We start from the raw sequence: 20009 nt of genomic DNA on the forward strand, positions 1-20009 counted from the left end.
TTCTCCTGGTACTCAGCCGGCGGTGCCGGCGAGCAGTTGCTGCAGTTCGTCGAGCGACTCGTCCAGATCTTTCCAGCGACGGTCGAGCTTCTTTTCCTTGGTGTCGCTGGCTTCGATCAGCAGCGCCACCTGTTTCATCATCAGCTTGCCGGTACCGCATTCCGGGCGCGGGCCGCTGAAGCGCTGCCCGTCCACCTGGAACGACAGCACCTCGCCCTCCAGCACCGCGGCCTTGCGGTCGGCCGGCACCGCCGCGTCCAGCGCGGCCTGCCAGCTGCGCACCAGGCGCTGCGCCAGCGCGGCCGGGATGCTGACCTGGTACTGGTCCGGCTCCTGGTCCACGCGCAGTTCAAGACCGCCCTGGCGGGCGCTGTTGTTCCAGTTGTAGACCCGCTTGTCGGCGCGGCTGTAACGCAGCGTCCATTCCTGTTCCTGGGTGCCCGGCAGCAGCGCCACGCCGGTTTCAACCCCGCTCTTGGGCAGGGTCACCAGCGACAACGCCGGCTGCGCCTTGCCTTCAAACAGGGTTTCCACGGCCTGGCCATAGTTGCCCACCGCCGGCGGCCAGCCGCGGCCGAGGCCGGAGCTGCAGTCCGCCGCGAGCGCCTGCGCTGCCGGCAACATGCCCAGCAGCACAGCCGCGTAGAGCCGGGCGCTGCCCGGCTGCACACGGTTCCTGCCCGGCTGCAACGCCAGGCCTTGCCTCACAGCAGCACGCGCCGCATGTCGGCCAGCACCTGCGACAGGTAGGTGGTGAAGCGGGCGGCCAGGGCACCGTCGATCACGCGGTGGTCGTAGCTCAGCGACAGCGGCAGCATCAGCTTCGGAGCGAATTCCTTGCCGTTCCAGACCGGCTGGATCGACGACTTGGACACGCCCAGGATGGCCACTTCCGGTGCATTCACGATGGGGGTGAAGGCGGTGCCGCCGATCCCGCCCAGCGAGCTGATCGAGAAGCAGCCGCCGCTCATGTCGGCCGGGCCCAGCTTGCCGTCGCGCGCCTTCTTGGCCAGCTCACCCGATTCCTGCGCGATCTGCACCACGCCCTTCTTGTCCACGTCGCGGATCACCGGCACGACCAGGCCGCTCGGCGTATCGGCGGCGAAACCGATGTTGAAGTACTTCTTCAGGGTCAGGTTCTCGCCGCTGGCATCCAGCGAGGCGTTGAACTCGGGGAACTTCTTCAGCGCCGCAGCGCTGGCCTTGACCAGGAAGGCGAGCATGGTCAGCTTGATGCCGGCCTTCTCGTTTTCCTTGTTCAGGGCCACGCGCAGGGCTTCCAGTTCGGTGATGTCGGCCTGCTCGAACTGGGTGACGTGCGGAATCATGGCCCAGTTGCGGGCCAGGTTGGCGCCGGAGATCTTCTTGATCCGCGACAGCGGCTGGACCTCGACCTCACCGAACTTGCTGAAGTCCACCTTCGGCCACGGCAGCAGGTTCAGGCCACCACCGGCCGCCACGGTGCCGCCGCTGGCAGCGATGCCGCCGGTCAGCGCGGACTTGACGAACTTCTGCACGTCGCCCTTGGTGATGCGGCCACCCTTCTCGGTGCCGCTCAGCTGGTTCAGGTCCACGCCCAGTTCGCGGGCGAACACGCGCACCGCCGGGGAGGCATAGGGCACCTTCTGCGGCAGCACGCTGTCGGCGTTGAACTGCACCGGCGGGCTGCTCGGCGCACCGGCCGACGGGGCTGCAGCGGCCGGGGCCGGCTGGGTCGGCTTGGCGGCGGCCTGCTCGATCTCGCGGGCGGCCAGCTTGTCCGGCTGCGCCGGGGCGGCGACCGGCTCGACCTTGGTCGCGGTTTCAGCGGCTTCGGTCTTGGCGGCGGCAGCCGGGGCAGCGGCGGCGGCCGGCTTGGCCTCGCCTTCGGCCACTTCAATCAGCGCCACGACCTTGCCCTCGGACAGGTTGTCGCCGATCTTGACCTTGATCTCCTTGACCACGCCCGCCACCGAGGACGGCACTTCCATCGTGGCCTTGTCCGATTCCAGCGTGACCAGGCCCTGGTCCTTCTTGACGGTGTCACCAACGGCGACCAGCACCTCGATTACCGGGATATCGCTGTAGTCACCGATATCGGGGACAAGTGCTTCCTTGATTTCGGCCATGGGGATAACTCCGGCAATCTGGTGTAGGGAATCGCCTATTGTAGGGCAGGAGGCGGCAGCGCCAACCGGCTGGACGATTTTTTGCTGACCCTGTCCCGGGACAAGCTGTTGCAGCGGCCTGCCTTGGCGGGCTTGTGCTTGGTACAGCACGAAGCAGGATTTTCCAGTCGGTACCGTATTGTCCGGCCCGAGCCAGGCGCTCACCCCTGCAACGCGTCCGCCAGCGGCTGCCAGGCCGCCTGAAGCCGGGGCAACGACCAGGCCGCATTGGCCGGGCTGGTGGACGGCAGCGACCAGACCGCCGGCGCGCCCCCGGTGGTCGGCAACGCCGGTGCGATGCGGGCCATGAAGAGCTGGTAGGCGGTGCCACCGTTGCAGGCGATGGCGCGCAGCCCGGGTAACCCGGCGATCAGTGCGGGCAGCGCATTGGGCACGTCACTGCCGCGCACGATCGACGCATCCAGGCTGCCCCGTCGCTCGCAGCGCCCGATGACATCCCACAGACCCACACCTGCGGCATTCAAGGCGGCGATGCGCGCGGGGTAGGCAAGCGTTGCCTCCACGCCGCACAAGTGCTGCATCAACGGCCAGAACCGATTGCGCGGATGCGCGTAGTACTGCGCGGCCTGCAGTGACGCCACGCCGGGCATCGAGCCCAGCACCAGCACGCGGCACTGCGGCGATACCTGCGCGGGGAAGCCGATGCACGTGGTTGCTTCCATCACATCTCCAACAGGTGCATGAACATCATCGCCGGCCTCATTGCCCGCGAATGCAAGGATTTTCCGCTGTTCGCTGAACGGAACAAACTAAAATTTAACGCGCGTCGGATTCGATTCATGTTGTGGGGACTACGTTTGCCTCGCCCCGGAAGCAACGGGGTCAAGAACAAAAAAATACCTGAGGAGATTCCCCCATGCGCTCCATCCGCACCCTGACCCTGGCAACCCTGACCGCACTGGCCTTTGCACCGGCCGCATTCGCGCAGGACACCACCACCACCGACGACACCGCCTCGGGCAAGCATTTTGCCGTGGTCGGCGGCGTGTCGCTGCTGCAGCCCAAGAACGATCCCATCGACGGCGTGCGCAAGGTAGACGGTGGCCCGGCCCCGACGGTCAGCTTCAGCTACTACATCAACGACAACTGGGCCGTGGAACTGTGGGGCGCAGCCGACAAGTTCGACCACCGCGTGCGCGGCACCAACGGTGCGCGCCTGGGCACGGTTGAGCAGCAGCCGATCGCGCTGAGCGGCCAGTACCACTTCGGCCAGGCCGACAACGTGTTCCGTCCGTTCGTGGGCGTCGGTTACTACGAGTCCAACTTCAGCAATGAAGACCTCGCCAGCGACGTCGGTCACATCGGGCTGGAAACCGCCAAGGGCGCCATCGGCACCGTGGGCGTGGACATGAACATCAACAGCACCTGGTTCGCCCGTGCCGATGCCCGCTACATGCATTCGCGCCCGGAACTGACCGTCAACGGTGACAAGACCGGCGACAAGGCCAAGCTGGATCCGTGGACCGTGGGCTTCGGCATCGGTGCCCGCTTCTAAGCACCTGCCAGCCAACACGCAGTAACGCAACGGGCCCCTCGCGGGCCCGTTGTTGTTTCAGCCGCACGGCCGTCCTTTCATTCCGCCTTGCCCCACGCGCGGCAATACTGGCCCGGACGCGAAACGGGGAGCGTGCATGGGCGACACCGGAACCGGACAGGACCTGCTCGACGTGCTGGTGGTGGGGGGCGGCATCAACGGCGCCGGCATCGCCCGCGACGCGGCCGGGCGCGGCTGGTCGGTGTGCCTGTGCGAACAGGACGACCTGGCCTCACATACCTCCAGTGCCAGCACCAAGCTGATCCACGGCGGCCTGCGCTACCTGCAGTACGGCGAGTTCGGACTGGTCCGCAAGGCGCTGCGCGAGCGCAGCGTGTTGCAGCGGCTGGCCCCGCACCTGGTGGTCCCTACCCGCTTCGTACTTCCGCATGCCGCGCACCTGCGGCCGGGCTGGATGCTGCACGCCGGGCTGTGGCTGTACGACCACCTGGGCCACGCCGGCAGCGCGTTCCCGCGCTCGCGGCGGCTGGACCTGCGCAGTGACCCACGCGGTGCGGTGCTGCAGCCGGGCTTCCGCACGGGCTTCACCTATTCCGATGCCCGCGTGGATGATGCGCGGCTGGTCCTGCTCAACGCACTGGACGCGCACGAACGCGGCGCGCGGATCCACGTGCGCACCCGCTGCGAACAGCTGATCCGCCACCGCGACCACTGGTGGGCGGTACTGCGCCACGCCGATGGCAGCGTACAGCGCCTGCGGACACGCGCCGTGGTCAACGCCACCGGGCCGTGGGCCGGCAACCTGCTCGAGCGCGCCGGCCTGGATGCACCGATCGGGCTGCGGCTGGTCCAGGGCAGCCACATCGTGGTGCCCCGCCTGTATGCGCACGACAGCGCCTACCTGCTGCAGCAGCCGGACCAGCGCATCGTGTTCGTGCTGCCGTTCGAGCAGGACTTCACCCTGATCGGCACCACCGATGTGGACTACGACGGCGACCCGGCGCAGGTGCAGACCGCCAGCAGCGAGGTGGCGTACCTGTGCGCGGCGGCCAACCGCTGGTTGCGCACGCCGGTGCAGCCGGCCGACGTGGTCTGGCAGTACAGCGGGGTGCGGCCGCTGCTGGCCGACCACCACCACGACGCGGCCAAGGTCACCCGCGATTACCGCCTGCAGCTGGACGCCAGCCAGGCGCCGCTGCTGAGCGTTCTGGGCGGCAAGCTCACCACCTATCGCACCCTGGCCGAAGAAGCCGTGGACCAGCTCGGCGCGGCCCTGGGCCGTAGCGAACCGGCGTGGACCGCCGATGGCGCGCCCTTGCCCGGCGGTGACCTCGGCGCGGCGCCGATGGTGCTGGCGAAATTGCAGGCGCAGTACCCGGGCCTGTCGGAAACGCTGCTGGCCACGCTGGCCCGCCGCTACGGCAGCCGCGCCAGCGCCGTGCTCGGCGACGCGACCCGCACGGTGCAGCTGGGCACCGCGTTCGGCGCGGACCTGTACGCACGCGAAGTCGATTACCTGGTCGCGCACGAATGGGTGCGCACGCTCGATGACCTGCTGTGGCGCCGCACCAAGCTGGGCCTGCGCCTGGACGCGGCGCAACGCGACGAACTGGCGCAGTATCTGGCGCAGCGGGTGGCGGCGATGGCGTAGGCTGGGGCGCTGGCCGTGGCACGCCACCGGCCGGGCCACCCTTGATTCGTTGTACGGAGCAACGCATGGACAAGCAGTACGTGCTCGCGATCGACCAGGGCACCACCAGTTCGCGGGCGATCCTGTTCGACCGCGCCGGCCGCAGCGTCGGCAGTGCGCAGCGCGAATTCACCCAGCTGTTTCCCCAGCCCGGCTGGGTGGAACACGACCCGCGCGAGATCCTCACCAGCGTCTACACCACACTGACCGAACTGCTCAACCGCGAGCAGGTGGACCCACGCAGCATCGCCGCGATCGGCATCACCAACCAGCGCGAAACCACGGTGGTGTGGGACAAGGCCACCGGCCAGCCGATCCACAATGCCATTGTGTGGCAGTCGCGGCAGAGCCACGCGATCTGCGAACGGGTCGCCGCCGAGGGGCACGAGGCGCTGGTGCGCGCGCGCACCGGGCTGCTGATCGATGCGTATTTCTCGGCCACCAAGATCCGCTGGATCCTGGACCACGTGGACGGTGCCCAGGCCCGCGCCGAGCGCGGCGAGCTGCTGTTCGGCACCATCGACAGCTGGCTGGTGTGGAACCTGAGCGGTGGCACCACGCACGTGACCGACTACAGCAATGCCGCGCGCACGCTGCTGTTCAACATCCATACCCTGGAGTGGGACGACCAGCTGCTGCAGGTGTTCAACATTCCGCGCGCCATGCTGCCGCAGGTGCGCAGCTCCAGCGAGGTGTATGCCACCACCCAGGCGCAGTTCTTCTTCGACCAGCACATTCCCATCGCCGGTATCGCCGGCGACCAGCAGGCCGCGCTGTTCGGCCAGGCCTGCTTCGAGCCCGGCATGGCCAAGAACACCTACGGCACCGGCTGTTTCATGCTGATGAACACCGGCGACAAGGCGGTGGTGTCGCGCAACGGCCTGTTGACCACGCTGGCCTGGGGCATCGACGGCACGGTCGAATACGCGCTGGAAGGCTCGATCTTCGTCGCCGGTTCGGTGGTGCAGTGGCTGCGCGACGGGCTGCGCATGTTCGGCAAATCCAGCGACTGCCAGGCCTATGCCGAACGCGTGCCCGACACCGGCGGGGTGTACCTGGTGCCGGCCTTTGTGGGGCTGGGCGCGCCGTACTGGCGCAGCGACGTGCGCGGGGCGATGTTCGGCATCACCCGTGGCACCCGCAAGGAGCATTTCATCCGCGCCGCCGTGGAGTCGATGGCCTACCAGACCCGCGACGTGCTGGCGGCGATGCAGGCCGATGCCGGGATCGAACTGAAGGAGCTGCGCGCCGATGGCGGTGCGATCGGCAACGACTTCATGGCGCAGTTCCAGAGCGACATTCTGGGCGTGCCGGTGGTGCGCCCGCAGGTGGACGAAACCACCGCCCTGGGCGCGGCCTACCTGGCCGGGCTTGCCACCGGGTTCTGGGGCAGCCGGGCCGAGATCGCCGCGCAGTGGGCGGTGGACCGGCGCTTCACCCCCCGGATGGCGGTGGACCAGCGCGAGGCGCTGTACGCCGGCTGGCAGCAAGCGGTACAGGCCACGATGGGGTTCCGGGTGGGGTGAGTTTTTGGGTCTTCGCCCGTCTGCGGGCCAGCAGAACCGTGGGCCCTTTCCAGGCGCGGGTGTCGTTGGGTCGGGCGCTGGGCCCCCATGCCCTTTCCGGCGAATGTCCTCCGGCGTCGGCCTGCGGCCGCCCCCTCCCCCTTTAGTTCGCCTCCAAGGGCATGGGGGCCCAGCGCCCGACCCAACGACGACAGGAAAAAGCCTTGGCTTCCCGCGCATACCGCAAGCCGAGCCCCGTCGCGGCCGGTAGTCTCCTGGGCAAAGTAAAGGAGGAGGCCGCTCCGCGGCCGGGGGACATTTGCACCAGGGGCCTGCCGGCCGCGACGGGGCCCACACGCTCGCGACAGACCCGGAAGAACCTTTTTCTGGCGGGGTGTCCGACCATGGGTCGGACCCACCTCAGTCAGAACGCCGGCAGCACCGCGCCCTTGTACTTCTCGGCGATGAAGGCCTTCACTTCCGGGCTGGTCAACGCCTTGGCCAGCTGCTGCACGCGGGCGTCGTCCTTGTTGTCCGGGCGGGCCACCAGGAAGTTCACGTACGGCGAGTCCTTGCTTTCAATCGCCAGCGCGTCCTGGGTCGGGTTGAGCCCGGCATCCAGTGCGTAGTTGGTGTTGATCAGGGCCAGGTCGACCTGGTCGAGCACGCGCGGCAGCATGGCCGAATCCAGCTCGCGGAACTTCAGCTGCTTCGGGTTGGCGATGATGTCGCGCTGGGTGGCCAGTGCGTTGGTCGGGTCCTTCAGCGTGATCAGCCCGGCCTTGTGCAGCAGGATCAGCGCGCGGCTGTTGTTGCTGGGGTCGTTGGGGATCACCACGTCGGCGCCGGCCGGCACCTCGTCCAGCGACTTGAAGCGGCGCGAGTAGGCGCCGAACGGCTCGATGTGCACGCCGATGACCTTGACCAGGTCGGTCTTGCGGTCACGGTTGTAGGCGTCCAGGTAGGGCTCGGTCTGGAAGTAGTTGACGTCCACCTGCTTCTGCACCAGCTGGTCGTTGGGCTGCACGTAGTCGTTGAACACGCGCACGTCCAGGTCCAGGCCTTCCTTCTGCAGGATCGGCTTGACCACCGCCAGGATCTCGGCGTGCGGCACGGCCGTGGCGGCCACCACCAGCTTCTTCGAATCGGGTTGGGATTTACCGCAGGCGGCCAGGGCCAGCGAGGCGGCGAGCAGCGGGAGCAGCAGGTATTTCTTCATGGGGGGTATCCGGGCAGCGATAGCGCCCAACCTTACCGCACACCCCGGCCGTGCGGTATCGGTGGCATATGACCGGCGGGCATGAGCCCGGCGGTCACTCGTAATTGCTGAGGGCCAGCGCCAGCAGCGCCTTGGCCTGTTCGCGCAGCATCACCGGTTCGATGATCTCCGCGTCCGAGCCGTAGTGCAGCACGTCCATCAGCAGTTCGCGCGACACGCTGTAGGGCACCTTCAACTCGTAGCGGCCGTCGGCCAGGAAACGCCCCTGCTGCTTGGAATGCCAATGCTCGTCGGCCACCCAGCGCGCGGCCTTGGCGCTGAAGACGATGGTGGCCCAGCCCTTGGGCGGCCCGGAGAAGATGCCGTAGCTGGCGCCCAGCTGCTCGTCCAGCTCGGTGTCATCCACGTCGCGGGCCACGGTGTCGACCACCCGGGCCTTGTAGATGCGGTCCACCGCGAAACTGCGCAGGCCTTCGCGGCCGTGGTCCCAGGCATCCAGGTACCAGTTGTCGCGGTAATGGGTCATGCGCTGCGGCGACACGGTGCGCTTGGTGGCCTCGTCGGTCGACCGGGCGCGGTACTCGAACGCCAGCTGCTTGCGCTCCAGCACGGCCGAGGCCACGGCGCGGAAGCTGGCTTCGTCGAATTTGCGGCCGCGGTGCGGAATGACCCGGACCCGGTCCACCGGCCAGGTGGACACACCGGCCTGGGCGGCCAGCAGGCCTTCAATGCGCTGTTGCAGCGGGGCCAGCACCGAGGACAGCACGCCGCCGCCGGTACGCGCCAGCAGGTGCTGGGACGCCAGCAGTGCGTGCAGCTCTTCGGAACTGAGCCACAGGCCCGGCAGCTCGAAGCGGTCGCTTTCGTCGTCCTGGTAGCGGAAGCCGGCCTCGCCGTCACCCTCCACCGGCGCCATCAGCGCATCGCGCAGGAAGGCCAGGTCGCGGTAGACGGTAGCGCGGGAACACTCCAGTTTTTCCTGCAGGGTGGCCACCGTCACCGGGTAACGGGCGGACTTGAGCAGGCGATGCAGGGCGTTGATGCGTTCGTATCGGTCCATGACCCGATTATGTCCGAGTCGCCGTCGTTGTGGCGGCTTCGGCATCATCTTCGGCTATCGTGGAGCCCCCGAAACCCCCGTTGCCGCCTGTCATGCGCCTGTTACCTGCCGTTGCCGTGCTGTCCCTGCTGCTGTCCGCGTGCGCACGCACGCCCGATCCGGCCGCCACCGCGGCGGCCCCGGCGCAGGGCACCATCCCGGCCGCGGTGGATCCGGTGCAGGCGGTGCTGGGCGCCAGCCAGCGCTTCGGCCAGCTGCGCAGCTTCCACGCCAGCCTGCGCATGCAGGGGCCGCGCACGGTCGAGGCGACGATGGACTTCGTTGCCCCCGACCGCTACCGGCTGATCACCGATGACGGCCCGCAGCTGATCATCGGCGACACCTTCTTCCTGCAACGCGCCGGCGAGGTCCGCCAGGTGCCGGTGCCGCTGGGCCTGCTGGCGCAGTGGCGCAATCCCTTGCCGGCAGACGTGGCCCCGGCCCAGCTGCAGGTGGACGACCTGGGCAGCGACGCCATCGGCGGCCAACCGGCCCACAAATACCGGGTGCGCCACGCCAGCGCCGCGCCGGACGGCATGCTGTACTGGATCAACGCACAGGGCCTGCCGGTGCAGATCGAGCGCCAGGGCCAGACCAAGGGCGAGACGTTCCGGATCACGCTGCGCTTCTCGCGGTTCGACGACCCGGCGCTGCGCATCGATCTTCCCTGAACAGGCCGTTCGACCGAACCCCGCCTAAAGCGGCGGCAGAGGGCGGGAATTTCGCGCCGGATGCATCAAGTATCATCCCCCGTTGCCCGTCCCCCACTGGTTGATCCGGAGAACCGTTGATGTCCCTGCGCGTCTCGTTGCTTGTTCCCCTGCTGTTGTGCGCCCCGGCGGCGTTCGCCCAGGACACCACCGATCCGGCTGCGATGACCTCGCCATGGAGCGGCAGCGGCGGTGAGCTGGGCTTCGCCTCGGCCCGGGGCAACAGCAACACCGAAAGTGCCAACGGTCGGCTGCGCCTGCGTTACACCGACGACGACTGGGTGCACAGCATGGACCTGTTCGGGCTGCGCTCGCGCTCGGAATATGTCGAGACCGCCGATGACGGCACCGTTACCAAGCGCCGCAACACCACCGCCAACCGCTACACCGGGAGCGCCGGCAGCGCGTTGCAGCTGGGCGAGCACCGCCAGCTGACGGCCACGGTGCGTTACGAACGCGACGACTTCGCCACCTACGACCGCCAGAGCTCGTTCGGTCTGGGTTACGGCACCCGGCTGGTGGAAGGCGACCGCTTCTACATGGACGCGCAGATCGGCCCCGGTGTGCGCCGCACGCACAACACCGAAGACGATGAAACCCGCACCGGCCTGATCGGCCGTGGCCTGTTCGACGTGAAGTACTCGCTGACCCCCAACACCGACCTGGTCAACACGCTGCTGGTGGAGTCGGGTTCGTACAACACCTTCGGCCAGAACGATTTCGGCGTGTCGGTGAGCATGAACGAACACCTGGCGCTGAAGGCCGGCTGGCAGGCGCGTTACAACAGCGACGTGGCCGAAGACAAGCGCAAGACCGACACCCTGACCACCATGAACGTGGTCTACAAATTCAAATAACGGTGTCCCCGATCGGCTCTGCCGCCCGGTAGAGCCGACCGTTGGTCGGCTGCCGACACCCTAGCTGCCGGCACGCCCGGCACCCCGGCTAAACGCCCAACAATTCCCCTGCCCCACCGGCCAGCAACCCGGCCGCCACCTGCCTGCCCAGCGCATCCGGGTCACGGCCCGGGCCACGCGCCTCGGCACGCACCAGGCGGCCATCGGCCACCCCGCCGACCAGGCCCTGCAGGAACAGATCCTCGCCTTCCCACTGCGCGAACCCGGCCACCGGCACGTGGCAGCTGCCATGCAGCGCACGGTTCATGGCGCGCTCGGCTTCGACACAGGCACGGGTGCGTGGATCGTCGAGCGCGGCAAACAACGCCATCACCCGGGCATCCTCGCCATTGCATTCCACCGTTACCGCGCCCTGCGCCGGGGCCGGCAACCATGCCGGTGCGTTCAAACGGGCCACGATGCGCCCGCCCAGGCCCAGCCGCTCCAGCCCGGCCACCGCCAGCACGATCGCGTCGTAGCCGCCGTTGTCGAGCTTGGCCAGGCGCGTGTTGACGTTGCCCCGCAGGTCCAGCAGTTCCAGGTCCGGGCGCATCGCGCGCAGCTGGGCCTGGCGGCGCAGCGACGAGGTGCCCACGCGTGCGCCGATCGGCAACGCGTCCACCGAGGCATACAGGTTGGAGATGAAGCCGTCGGCCGGATCGTGGCGGGTCAGCATGGCCGGCAGCGCGAACGGGGCGTCCAGCTCCATCGGCACGTCCTTGAGCGAGTGCACCGCGCAATCGGCATCGCCGCGCAGCATCGCCAGCTCCAGCTCCTTCAGGAACAGACCCTTGCCGCCGATGGCGGCCAGCGAACGGTCCAGCACTTCATCGCCCCGGGTGCTCATCGGCACCAGCACCACGTCCAGCCCGGGGTGCACCTGGCGCAGACGGTCGGCAACGTGTTCGCTCTGCCACAGGGCAAGCGGGCTCTTACGGGTGGCGATGCGCAGGGTTGTCATGCCGCCATTATCCGCGCAGCAGGGCGTATCGGCCAACGGCGGCATGCTTCGCCGCGCGGACACTCCGCGTATCGATACCTACAGGAGGTCCTGCTTGATGCTGGCCACGCAGCGCCGGCTGACCTCCAGCGGGGCTTTGCCATGGCGCAGCACGGCCTGGACCTGGCCTGCGCCATTTCGTCGCAGCTCGAGCAGCTCGTGGCGGGCCACCAGGCAGTTGCGGTGGATGCGCACGAACCGGCCGACGAATTCCTCTTCCAGCGACTTCAGCGATTCCTCGATGAGGTCTTCGCCCCGCGCGTGGTGCACCACCACGTACTTTTCCTCGGCCTGCAGGTAGTGGATGTCCTCGATCGGAATCAGCCGCAGGCTGCCGCGCAGGCGCGCGCACAGCAAGGTGCGGGCCTGCTGGCTGGGCGTACCGGGATGCCCGCTGCGCCCGGCCAGGAAAGTGCGCGCACGTTCCAGCGCCGCGGCCAGCCGTTCCGGGCGCACCGGTTTCATCAGGTAGTCGATCGCGGCGGCCTCGAAGGCCGACAGCGCATGGGCGTCATAGGCGGTGCAGAACACCACCGCCGGGCGCGGGTCGAAGGTGGCCAGGTGGCGGGCCGCTTCCAGCCCGTCCAGGCCGGGCATGGCGATATCCAGCAGCACCAGGTCCGGCTGCAGTGCGGCACAGGCATGCAGGGCTTCTTCGCCGTTCTCGGCCTCGGCCACCACCTCGACGCCGGCCTGTTCGGCCAGCAGGCTGCGCAGGCGCTCGCGGGCCAGCGGCTCATCGTCGGCAATGACCACCTTCAAGGCTGTTTCCTCACGGCACCGGAATGGTGATGTCGCACGCATAGTAGCCGTCGCTCCATGCTCCCGTCATCCGCGCGGCCGGGCCGAAGCGCCACGCCAGCCGGTGGGCGATGCTGCGCTGCGCATGGCCGGCGCCCTGGGTCAGCGGCAGCGCGCGACCCTGCGGGTCCGGCGCGGGGTTGTGCACCCGGATATGCAGTTGGCCGTCCGCGCACGACACCGCGATGACAATGGTGCCGCCCCCGGGCAGCCGCGAAATGCCGTGCAGCACCGCATTTTCCACCAACGGCTGCAGCACCAGCGGCGGCATCGGCAGCGACCAGGGCAACGGTTCCTCGCGTTGCCACTGCACCTGCAGGCGTTCGCCCAAGCGCAGCGATTCGATCGACAGGTAACGCTCGGCCAGTTCGCACTCGGCCTGCAGGGTGGAGTCGCCCTCGCCCGCGCCAAGCGCCGCGCGGAACAGGTCGGACAGGTCCAGCACGGCGCGCTCGGCCACCACCGGGTCGCGGCGCACCAGGCTGGCGATCAGGTTCATGCTGTTGAACAGGAAATGCGGGCGGATCCGCGCCTGCAGCGCGTCGGCCTGGGCACGCGCGTTGGCCACTACCTGCGCGGCCCAGCGATCGCTGACGTAGAAGTAGCGCAGCGCCAGCGCCACGATCAGGGCGGTCATGGTGGCGCTGCCCAGGGTGAAGCGCCAGAACCCGATGTGCCGGGCGAAACCCTCGGCATCGAGCACGCCGTACAGGCCGTGCACGACGCCGGCGCAGGCGGCGGCGATCAGCACGGTCATGGCCACCGCCAGCGCCGTGCCGGCCGCTTCAGGCAACCGCGACAACGCGGTGCGCGCCGCGCACAGGCACACCGTGACCGCCAGCGACAGCCACAACGCAAAGCCGCTGGCCGAGAGGAAATCCGACACGCTCCAGTGGCGGCTGCCATCGGGCGCCAACGCCACCACCACCACCACCAGCTCGGCCAGGCCGAGCATCGCCGCCAGCCGCGGCAACCGGCACAGCTCGGGCAACCACGGCTGCTGGCGCGGGTCGTTCATGGCTCAGGCGGCCTGGAACCGTGCGTCCAGCCAGTCGCCCAGCGCCTCCAGCTCCTCGGCGCAGACCTGGTGCGCCATCGGGTAGGAATGCCACTCCAGCGGGAAACCGAGGTCCTTCAACGTCTGCGCGGTGTGCGCGGCGATCGCCTGCGGAATCACCGGGTCCTGCACGCCGTGGGCCATGAACACCGGCGGCCGGATGCCGTCCGGGGCACGCTGGGCGGCAGCGGTCTCCGGGTCGGGCAGGTAGGTGGACAGCGCGATCAGGCCACCGATGGGGCGGCTGCGGCGCAGCACCGCGCTCAGGATCACCGCCCCACCCTGCGAGAAGCCGGCCAGCAGGATGCGCTCGGCCGGAATGCCGGCGGCCACCTGCTGGTCGATGAGGGTATCCAGGGCCTGCACCGAGGCCGCCACGCCGGCCGCGTCGGCGCGCGAGCGGAAGTCCATGCTGACGATGTCGTACCAGGCGCGCATCGGCACGCCGTTGTTGATCGTGATCGGCTGTACCGGCGCATGCGGGAACACGAAGCGGATGGCCGGCCAGTGCGGGCGCAGCAGCTCGGGCACGATCGGGGCGAAGTCGTTGCCGTCGGCGCCCAGGCCGTGCAGCCACAGCACCGCCCATTGCGGGTCGGTACCGGTTTCGTTGATGACGCTGTCCAGCATGATGCGGCTCCACTACGGTCGAACCGCATTATGCCGCGCCGCTCAGCCCAGCGCGGTGTGCTCCGCTGCGGCCCTGCGCAGTTCGGCCGCGCGCACCAGTACCTTGGGCGGTGCGGTTTCCTCGGGAATCTCCATCAGCCGCAACCGATGCATGAGCGTACCGGCACTGCGCGAGGAGGTCAGCGCCACCACCGGAATGGCCAGCACCATGCCCACCACCACCGGGGCCATCCACGCCGCCAGCGACGGCGACACGGCATAGGCCAGGACGCCCATGAACAGCCCGAACACGCTCAGCCCGCCATAGCCGCGGATGAGCGCCGGCCACGAGATGCCGCCGTCGTCGCGCTGCTGCGCATCCCAGCCCGAATCCTTGCCGGCCAGCACCTCGGCCACGCCGCGCGACTGCACGTACATCACCACCGGCGCCATCAGTGCGGCCAGCAGGGTTTCCAGCAGCATCGACAGCAGCGCGCGGATGCCGCCGCCACAGCCGCGGCGCTCCACCCGGTCCAGCAGCATGGCCACGTAGCCCAGCACCTTGGGGGTGAGCAGCACCACCATGGTGATGGCGAACATGCGGATCACCTTCTCTTCGTCCTGGTGACGCCAGTACAGGCTCGGCGACAGGTGCAGCACTTCGTTGAAATCGATGCCGCCCTGGAACAGCGGGATGGCAATGCCGACCAGCATCAACATGCCCCACATCGGCGCGGTGAAGTAGTGGCCGATGCCGATCATCATGTGCATGCGGCTGACCCAGTGCAGGCCCTTGGAACCGACCACCTTGGCGTGCTGCAGGTTGCCCTGGCACCAGCGCCGGTCACGGACCAGCATGTCGGTCAGGGTGGGCGGGCCTTCTTCATAGCTGCCCTTGAGGTAGGGCACCATGTGCGTGGCCCAGCCGCCGCGACGCATCAGCGCCGCTTCGACGAAATCATGGCTGAGCACGTGGCCGCCGAACGGCTCGCGCCCCGGCAGCGCGGGCAGGCCGGCGTTCTCGGCGAAGGCCTGGGTGCGGATGATGGCGTTGTGGCCCCAGTAGTTGCTTTCCGCGCCATGCCACCAGGCCACGCCACGGCCGATCACCGGGCCGTACACGCGCCCGCCGAACTGCTGCATGCGCGCAAACAGCGTGCGCCCGCCGATCACCGCCGGCAGGGTCTGGATCAGCCCCACGTCGGGGTTGTGTTCCATGCCCGCCACCAGGCGCACGATGGTGTCGCCGGTCATCAGGCTGTCGGCGTCCAGGATCAGCATCTGCGGGTAGCCACCGCCGAAGCGACGCACCCAGTCGGCGATGTTGCCCGCCTTCCGCCCGCTGTTGTCGCCGCGGCGCCGGTAGAACAGGCGGTCGTGTCCGCCCACGGCATCGCACAGCGCGGCGAACGCCTGCTCTTCGGCCCGGCCGATGTCCTCGCGGCGGGTGTCGCTGAGCACGAAGAAATCGAACTGCGCCAGCTGCCCGGTGTCGGCCACCGATTCGTAGATGGCCTGCAGGCCGGCCAGCAGCCGGCGCGGGTCTTCGTTGTAGGTGGGCATCAGCAGCGCGGTGCGGGTGTGGACGACCGGCAACGGCTGGTCCGGGTCGATGCCGAGCTTGTAGCCCCGGTCGAACACGGCGGTGAGGAAGCCGGCCACCGCGCCGGAGAACGACAGCGCGATCCACGCGAACAGCGCCACGAACAGCACCAGCAGGCAGGCCTCGAGCACGCTGATGCCATTCATGGCCAGCACCTTCCACATCATCACGGTCGCGGCGAGGGTCATCGCCCCCGTGCCGCCCAGGATGTAGAAGCGCCGCAATGCCATCAACCGCGGCGCAGTGCGCTGCCGCGGCACCTGCAGCCGGCCGTCCCTGAAGGACTGCTCGGGCATCGACATCGGCACTTCGGCCGGCAGGATCGCCTGCCCGGCATCGGCCACGTGCATGACGGACTGCACACTCATCGGTGGCGCCCCTGCGTGGGTGATGACAGGCCGGGCGTGCCCGGTGCGGAGAGGGTCATCCAGATCCCGACACGCCCAGCGGCGTGCTTGCGTCCTGCCTGCGCGGGGCCGTGGCCGGCACGCAGCTGTTGTCTGTCACTACCGGAACCCACGAACTCTCCACCGTACCGAGACGAAAAATGCGGCTCAGCATAGGGGGGCAAATGTAAGCCGGGCGCGAAAGTTCCTTTCGTGATTCCTCCCCATTCAGCCTGGCCGGGCCGCGGCATCCACGGCCTCGCTGCGACAGAACGCCGCAGGCCTTATGGCACAGGGCTCTCCCCATTCATTTTGTAAACGGTTATCATTACGTTAACCAGGCAGGCATGCGTTTCCGCACTACCCACCCAGACGCGTCGGCCCCGCGCCGTGCGCAGTCCCTCCGGTCGGGTTGCCTGCTTCGTCGTGCTGTCTTCGCGAGTCGCTTCCCGGTCGGGTACTCCTTACCCCTCCATGGAAGACCCTCATGTCTGCTCCCCGCCCCTCCCCCCTGCACCGTCGTCCTGCGCGCCTGGTCCGTGCACCGCTGGCGATGGCCGTGTGCCTGCTGCTGGCCACCCCGGCCGTTGCGCTGGCCGACGCCGCCGGCGAGCCCGCCGCCAAGAACCTCGACACCGTGGTGGTCACCGCCTCGGGCAACCAGCAATGGATCAAGGATGCCCCGGCCAGCATCAGTGTGATCTCGCGCGAGGATATCGAGCGCCAGCCCGTGCATGACCTGGGCACCCTGCTCAGCCGCATTCCCGGGGTCACCGGCGGACTCAGCGCCGCCGGCGAACAGTCCAAGATCAAGCTGCGCGGCATGCCGTCCAACTACACGCTGATCCTGGTGGACGGCAAGCGCGTGGGCAGCTCGGCCTCCACCAACTACCGCCCCGACCTGGGCCGCCAGGACCTCAACTGGATCTCGCCGGACCAGATCGAGCGCATCGAAGTGGTGCGTGGCCCGATGTCCTCGCTGTACGGTTCGGATGCGATGGGCGGGGTGATCAACATCATCACCCGCCGCATCGGCGCCACCTGGGGCGGCAGCGCCACCCACAGCTACACCTCGCCGCAGGACAGCAAGCGCGGGGATACCCAGCAGATCGGCACCAACTTCTCCGGCCCGCTGACCGAAAACATCGGCATGCGCGTCGGCGCCAGCTACACCAACCGCGACTCGGACCGCAGCAATGGCGGCATGTACGGCAATTCCTATGGCGGCGAGAAGGACCGCAACTTCGATGCCCTGCTGGACTGGAAGCTGAGCGACGCGCAGAGCCTGCAGTTCGACGCCGGCTACGGCGTGCAGCAGGCCTTTGCCAGCACCTCGCTGGAAGACGAAGGCGACGGCGCCTGGGGCGCCAGCGAGCTCAAGCGCACCAGCCTGTCGCTGAGCCACACCGGCAACTGGTCCTTCGGCACCTCCAAGGTCACCGGCTACTGGACCGAATTCAAGAACGACATCGGCCCGACCGGCCGCTCCGAAGCCAAGGACATGATCCTGGAAGGCAGCCTGAGCACGCCGTTCACCCTGTGGGTGGACCACCAGCTGAGCGTGGGCGGCCAGTGGAAGCGCCAGGAGCTGACCAACACCGACACCATCGGCCAGGCCCCGGTGGACTACGCCGGCAACCCGGTGAACGGCGCATCGCTGGAAGTGGATACCTGGGCGGTGTTCGTCGAGGACGAGCTGAAGCTGCACGAAACGCTTGCCCTCACCCTCGGCGCGCGGCTGGACCACCACGAGCAGTTCGGCAGTCACGTCAGCCCGCGTGCGTACCTGGTCTACCACCCGGCCGAAAGCTGGACGCTGCGCGGCGGCATCTCCAAGGGCTTCCGCGCACCCAGCCTGACCGAGAACGCGGCGTCGGCCGCCACCCAGTCCGGCGGCCGCGGCTGCGGTTCGCTGCGCCCGCTGGGGTATGTCACCGGCGGCTGCTACATGGCCGGCAACCCGAACCTGGATCCGGAAACCAGCACCAACCGCGAGATCGGCTTCAACTTCGACAACGGCACCGTGGACACCGGGCTGACCTACTTCCACACCGACTTCAAGAACAAGATCGAGTACGAACCCCTCGGCTTCTTCAACGGTTACTGGTGGACGCGCATGGACAATGTCGAGCGCGCCCGCACCAGCGGCATGGAAGGCAACGTCAACCTGAGCCTGGGCGAACACTGGCGCTGGCGCACCGCGGCCACCTGGATGAAGGAAGCCAAGAACCTCACCACCGGTGAGAACCTGATCGACACGCCGGAGTTCTCCGGCTACTCCTCGGTGGACTGGACCCCGGTGGATGCGTTCTCGGCAACGGTGTCGGCGCAGTACACCGGCAAGCAGGCCGGCATCGCCAGCACCTTCATCAAGGCCTACACGCTGTATGACCTGACCGCGGCGTGGCACGTCAACAGCACGCTGACCGTGCGCGGCGGGGTGAGCAACCTGGCCGACAAGAAGCTGTACGCCGAAGGCGCCACCGACTACTTCGTGGCCGGCCGCAGCTACTTCCTGGGCATGACCGCGCGCTTCTGAGGCGTGCGTAGCCGCGCGCGGGGGCTCCCCGCGCGCGTGCCGATCAGGCGGTCAGCGGTGTGCTGGCCGCCGCGATGTCGGCCACTACCGGCGGGCGCGCCAACGCACGCGACGCGGACTGCGAGAACTGCAGCTGCGCCAGCTGGTGCTGGGCCTGGGTGGCAATAGGGCAAGGCGCGATGCACGGACCCGCTTCAGCGCGTTCGGGCAGGGTGACAACACTCGACATGGTCTGGTTTTCTCGATGCATTCCGATACGCCCCACGGCTCCCCGCCGCGCGGAATGCGCACCCTATATCAAAACGTTTTCGAATGTGTGACGGCCCCTGCACTCCCCCCTCGGGGGCGCCAAAATACTGGCGCTAGGCCGAAGTCCACAGCTATCATGTAAGCGTTTACACACATACGACGGACATGGACTCCAATACCTCTTCTTCTGCACCGCTCAGCCCGAAGTGGCAGTTCCGCTTCAACTTCTTCAACCAGCATGGCGCCCCGAGTTCGCCGGCCTTCAAGGCCGCATACAAGCAGCTGCCGTTCGGCGAGAAGATCAAGGTCAACTTCAACTTCTTCGCGCTGTTCTTCAGCTGGATCTACTTCCTGATCCTGGGCATGTGGCGCAAGGCCCTGACCATCCTGGGCCTGTCGATCGTGGTGATGGTGGTGGCCGCCTTCATGCCCAAGGCTGTCGGCAACGGCATCGCCATTGCGTGGTCGCTGCTGATCGCCCTGACCGCCAACTACTCCTATTACCTGGAAAAGGTGAAGGGTGACACCAGCTGGAACCCCTTCGCGGGCATGCGCTGGTAAGCACTGCCCTCACGGAGTGAATGAAAGCCCGGTCGCATGACCGGGCTTTTTTTTGGTTCTTCTCCCATCTGGGGAGCGTCGTGCTGCAAGCGCCGTGGCAGCGTGAGCACGACGCTACGCGGGCGGTCGGGCGTGCAGGCGCTGTTTGGATCGGCTGGCGTCTCCGATCGGGCCGGTTGCGAGCGTGAGGGCCCCGCAGCAGCCGGTAGGCTCCTGGCGCAAATGTCCCCCGGCCGCGTGGCGGCCTCCTCCTTTACTTTGCCCAGGAGCCTACCGGCTGCCACGGGGCTCGGCTTGCGGTAGCAGGGGAAGCCAGGCTTTTCTGGCGCTGTCGGTGGGTCGGGCGCTGGGCCCCCATGCCCTTGGAGGCGAAGTAAAGGGGGAGGGGGCGGCCGCAGGCCGACGCCGGAGGACATTCGCCG

Annotated in this window: 18 protein-coding genes; 7 read left to right on the plus strand and 11 right to left on the minus strand. The window is 68.2% G+C overall.

Annotated elements, in window-relative coordinates:
- Positions 1–12: 12 nt before the first annotated feature.
- The 3 genes from ABIA71_RS12005 to ABIA71_RS12015 form a co-directional block, all read right to left on the minus strand.
- Positions 13–624: a hypothetical protein gene (locus tag ABIA71_RS12005; RefSeq protein ID WP_354285390.1), complete on the minus strand. Its 612-nt coding sequence runs from the start codon at positions 622–624 to the stop codon at positions 13–15.
- 80 nt (positions 625–704) lie between these two features.
- Entirely contained in the window at positions 705–2108 is a 1404-nt protein-coding gene (gene aceF, locus ABIA71_RS12010) for a dihydrolipoyllysine-residue acetyltransferase (protein ID WP_354285377.1), read from the minus strand.
- 200 nt (positions 2109–2308) lie between these two features.
- The gene (locus ABIA71_RS12015) at positions 2309–2833 is read right to left on the minus strand and encodes a DNA-deoxyinosine glycosylase (RefSeq protein ID WP_502961237.1); all 525 of its coding nucleotides are present in this window, start codon (positions 2831–2833) and stop codon (positions 2309–2311) included.
- Positions 2834–3024: 191 nt separating this feature from the next.
- Here ABIA71_RS12015 and ABIA71_RS12020 point away from each other — a divergent pair, with 191 nt between their 5' ends.
- The 3 genes from ABIA71_RS12020 to glpK all read left to right on the plus strand — a co-directional run bounded on the left by ABIA71_RS12020 (position 3025) and on the right by glpK (position 6879).
- On the plus strand, positions 3025–3663 hold the full coding sequence (locus ABIA71_RS12020) for an OmpW/AlkL family protein (RefSeq protein WP_038686081.1): 639 nt from the start codon (positions 3025–3027) through the stop codon (positions 3661–3663).
- A 136-nt stretch (positions 3664–3799) separates the two neighbouring features.
- A complete protein-coding gene (glpD, locus tag ABIA71_RS12025) occupies positions 3800–5314 on the plus strand; it encodes a glycerol-3-phosphate dehydrogenase (protein ID WP_354285379.1) in 1515 nt (504 codons plus the stop codon).
- 65 nt (positions 5315–5379) lie between these two features.
- Positions 5380–6879, plus strand: a complete 1500-nt coding sequence (glpK, locus tag ABIA71_RS12030) for a glycerol kinase GlpK (protein WP_354285380.1) — start codon at positions 5380–5382, stop codon at positions 6877–6879.
- Positions 6880–7282: 403 nt separating this feature from the next.
- On the opposite strand, the gene ABIA71_RS12035 is transcribed toward glpK, so the two are convergent.
- Together ABIA71_RS12035 and ABIA71_RS12040 are read right to left on the minus strand one after the other, a co-directional pair.
- Positions 7283–8077, minus strand: coding sequence for a MetQ/NlpA family ABC transporter substrate-binding protein (locus tag ABIA71_RS12035; protein ID WP_128097141.1), 795 nt, complete (start codon positions 8075–8077; stop codon positions 7283–7285).
- A 94-nt stretch (positions 8078–8171) separates the two neighbouring features.
- Complete coding sequence (locus ABIA71_RS12040; RefSeq protein WP_038686074.1) at positions 8172–9137, minus strand: helix-turn-helix transcriptional regulator; 966 nt, start codon at positions 9135–9137, stop codon at positions 8172–8174.
- A 92-nt stretch (positions 9138–9229) separates the two neighbouring features.
- Here ABIA71_RS12040 and ABIA71_RS12045 point away from each other — a divergent pair, with 92 nt between their 5' ends.
- Together ABIA71_RS12045 and ABIA71_RS12050 are read left to right on the plus strand one after the other, a co-directional pair.
- On the plus strand, positions 9230–9847 hold the full coding sequence (locus tag ABIA71_RS12045) for a LolA family protein (protein ID WP_354285381.1): 618 nt from the start codon (positions 9230–9232) through the stop codon (positions 9845–9847).
- 119 nt (positions 9848–9966) lie between these two features.
- Positions 9967–10743, plus strand: coding sequence for a DUF481 domain-containing protein (locus tag ABIA71_RS12050; RefSeq protein WP_159497975.1), 777 nt, complete (start codon positions 9967–9969; stop codon positions 10741–10743).
- Positions 10744–10831: 88 nt separating this feature from the next.
- Here ABIA71_RS12050 and hemC read toward each other — a convergent pair whose 3' ends face one another.
- The 5 genes from hemC to mdoH form a co-directional block, all read right to left on the minus strand.
- Positions 10832–11743, minus strand: a complete 912-nt coding sequence (hemC, locus tag ABIA71_RS12055; RefSeq protein WP_354285382.1) for a hydroxymethylbilane synthase — start codon at positions 11741–11743, stop codon at positions 10832–10834.
- Positions 11744–11821: 78 nt separating this feature from the next.
- Positions 11822–12586: a LytR/AlgR family response regulator transcription factor gene (locus tag ABIA71_RS12060; protein ID WP_354285383.1), complete on the minus strand. Its 765-nt coding sequence runs from the start codon at positions 12584–12586 to the stop codon at positions 11822–11824.
- Positions 12555–13601 (minus strand): sensor histidine kinase, encoded by a 1047-nt coding sequence (locus ABIA71_RS12065; RefSeq protein WP_354285384.1) that lies wholly within the window; start codon positions 13599–13601, stop codon positions 12555–12557. Before ABIA71_RS12065 ends, ABIA71_RS12060 begins: the two co-directional genes overlap by 32 nt.
- A gap of 3 nt (positions 13602–13604) precedes the next feature.
- Complete coding sequence (locus tag ABIA71_RS12070) at positions 13605–14270, minus strand: alpha/beta hydrolase (protein WP_354285385.1); 666 nt, start codon at positions 14268–14270, stop codon at positions 13605–13607.
- A gap of 42 nt (positions 14271–14312) precedes the next feature.
- Complete coding sequence (gene mdoH / locus ABIA71_RS12075) at positions 14313–16220, minus strand: glucans biosynthesis glucosyltransferase MdoH (protein ID WP_354285386.1); 1908 nt, start codon at positions 16218–16220, stop codon at positions 14313–14315.
- Positions 16221–16725: 505 nt separating this feature from the next.
- On the opposite strand from mdoH, the gene ABIA71_RS12080 reads away from it, so the two are divergent.
- Positions 16726–18777 (plus strand): TonB-dependent receptor domain-containing protein, encoded by a 2052-nt coding sequence (locus ABIA71_RS12080; RefSeq protein ID WP_354285387.1) that lies wholly within the window; start codon positions 16726–16728, stop codon positions 18775–18777.
- A gap of 43 nt (positions 18778–18820) precedes the next feature.
- Here the strand turns inward: ABIA71_RS12080 and ABIA71_RS12085 are convergent, their stop codons facing one another.
- Entirely contained in the window at positions 18821–19006 is a 186-nt protein-coding gene (locus ABIA71_RS12085; protein WP_128096964.1) for a hypothetical protein, read from the minus strand.
- A 185-nt stretch (positions 19007–19191) separates the two neighbouring features.
- On the opposite strand from ABIA71_RS12085, the gene ABIA71_RS12090 reads away from it, so the two are divergent.
- Positions 19192–19587: a DUF2628 domain-containing protein gene (locus tag ABIA71_RS12090; protein WP_128096965.1), complete on the plus strand. Its 396-nt coding sequence runs from the start codon at positions 19192–19194 to the stop codon at positions 19585–19587.
- Positions 19588–20009: the final 422 nt, after the last annotated feature.

It is taken from the genome of Stenotrophomonas sp. 2619 (assembly GCF_040548725.1).
In the GTDB taxonomy this organism is placed as follows: Bacteria; Pseudomonadota; Gammaproteobacteria; order Xanthomonadales; family Xanthomonadaceae; genus Stenotrophomonas; species Stenotrophomonas maltophilia_AP.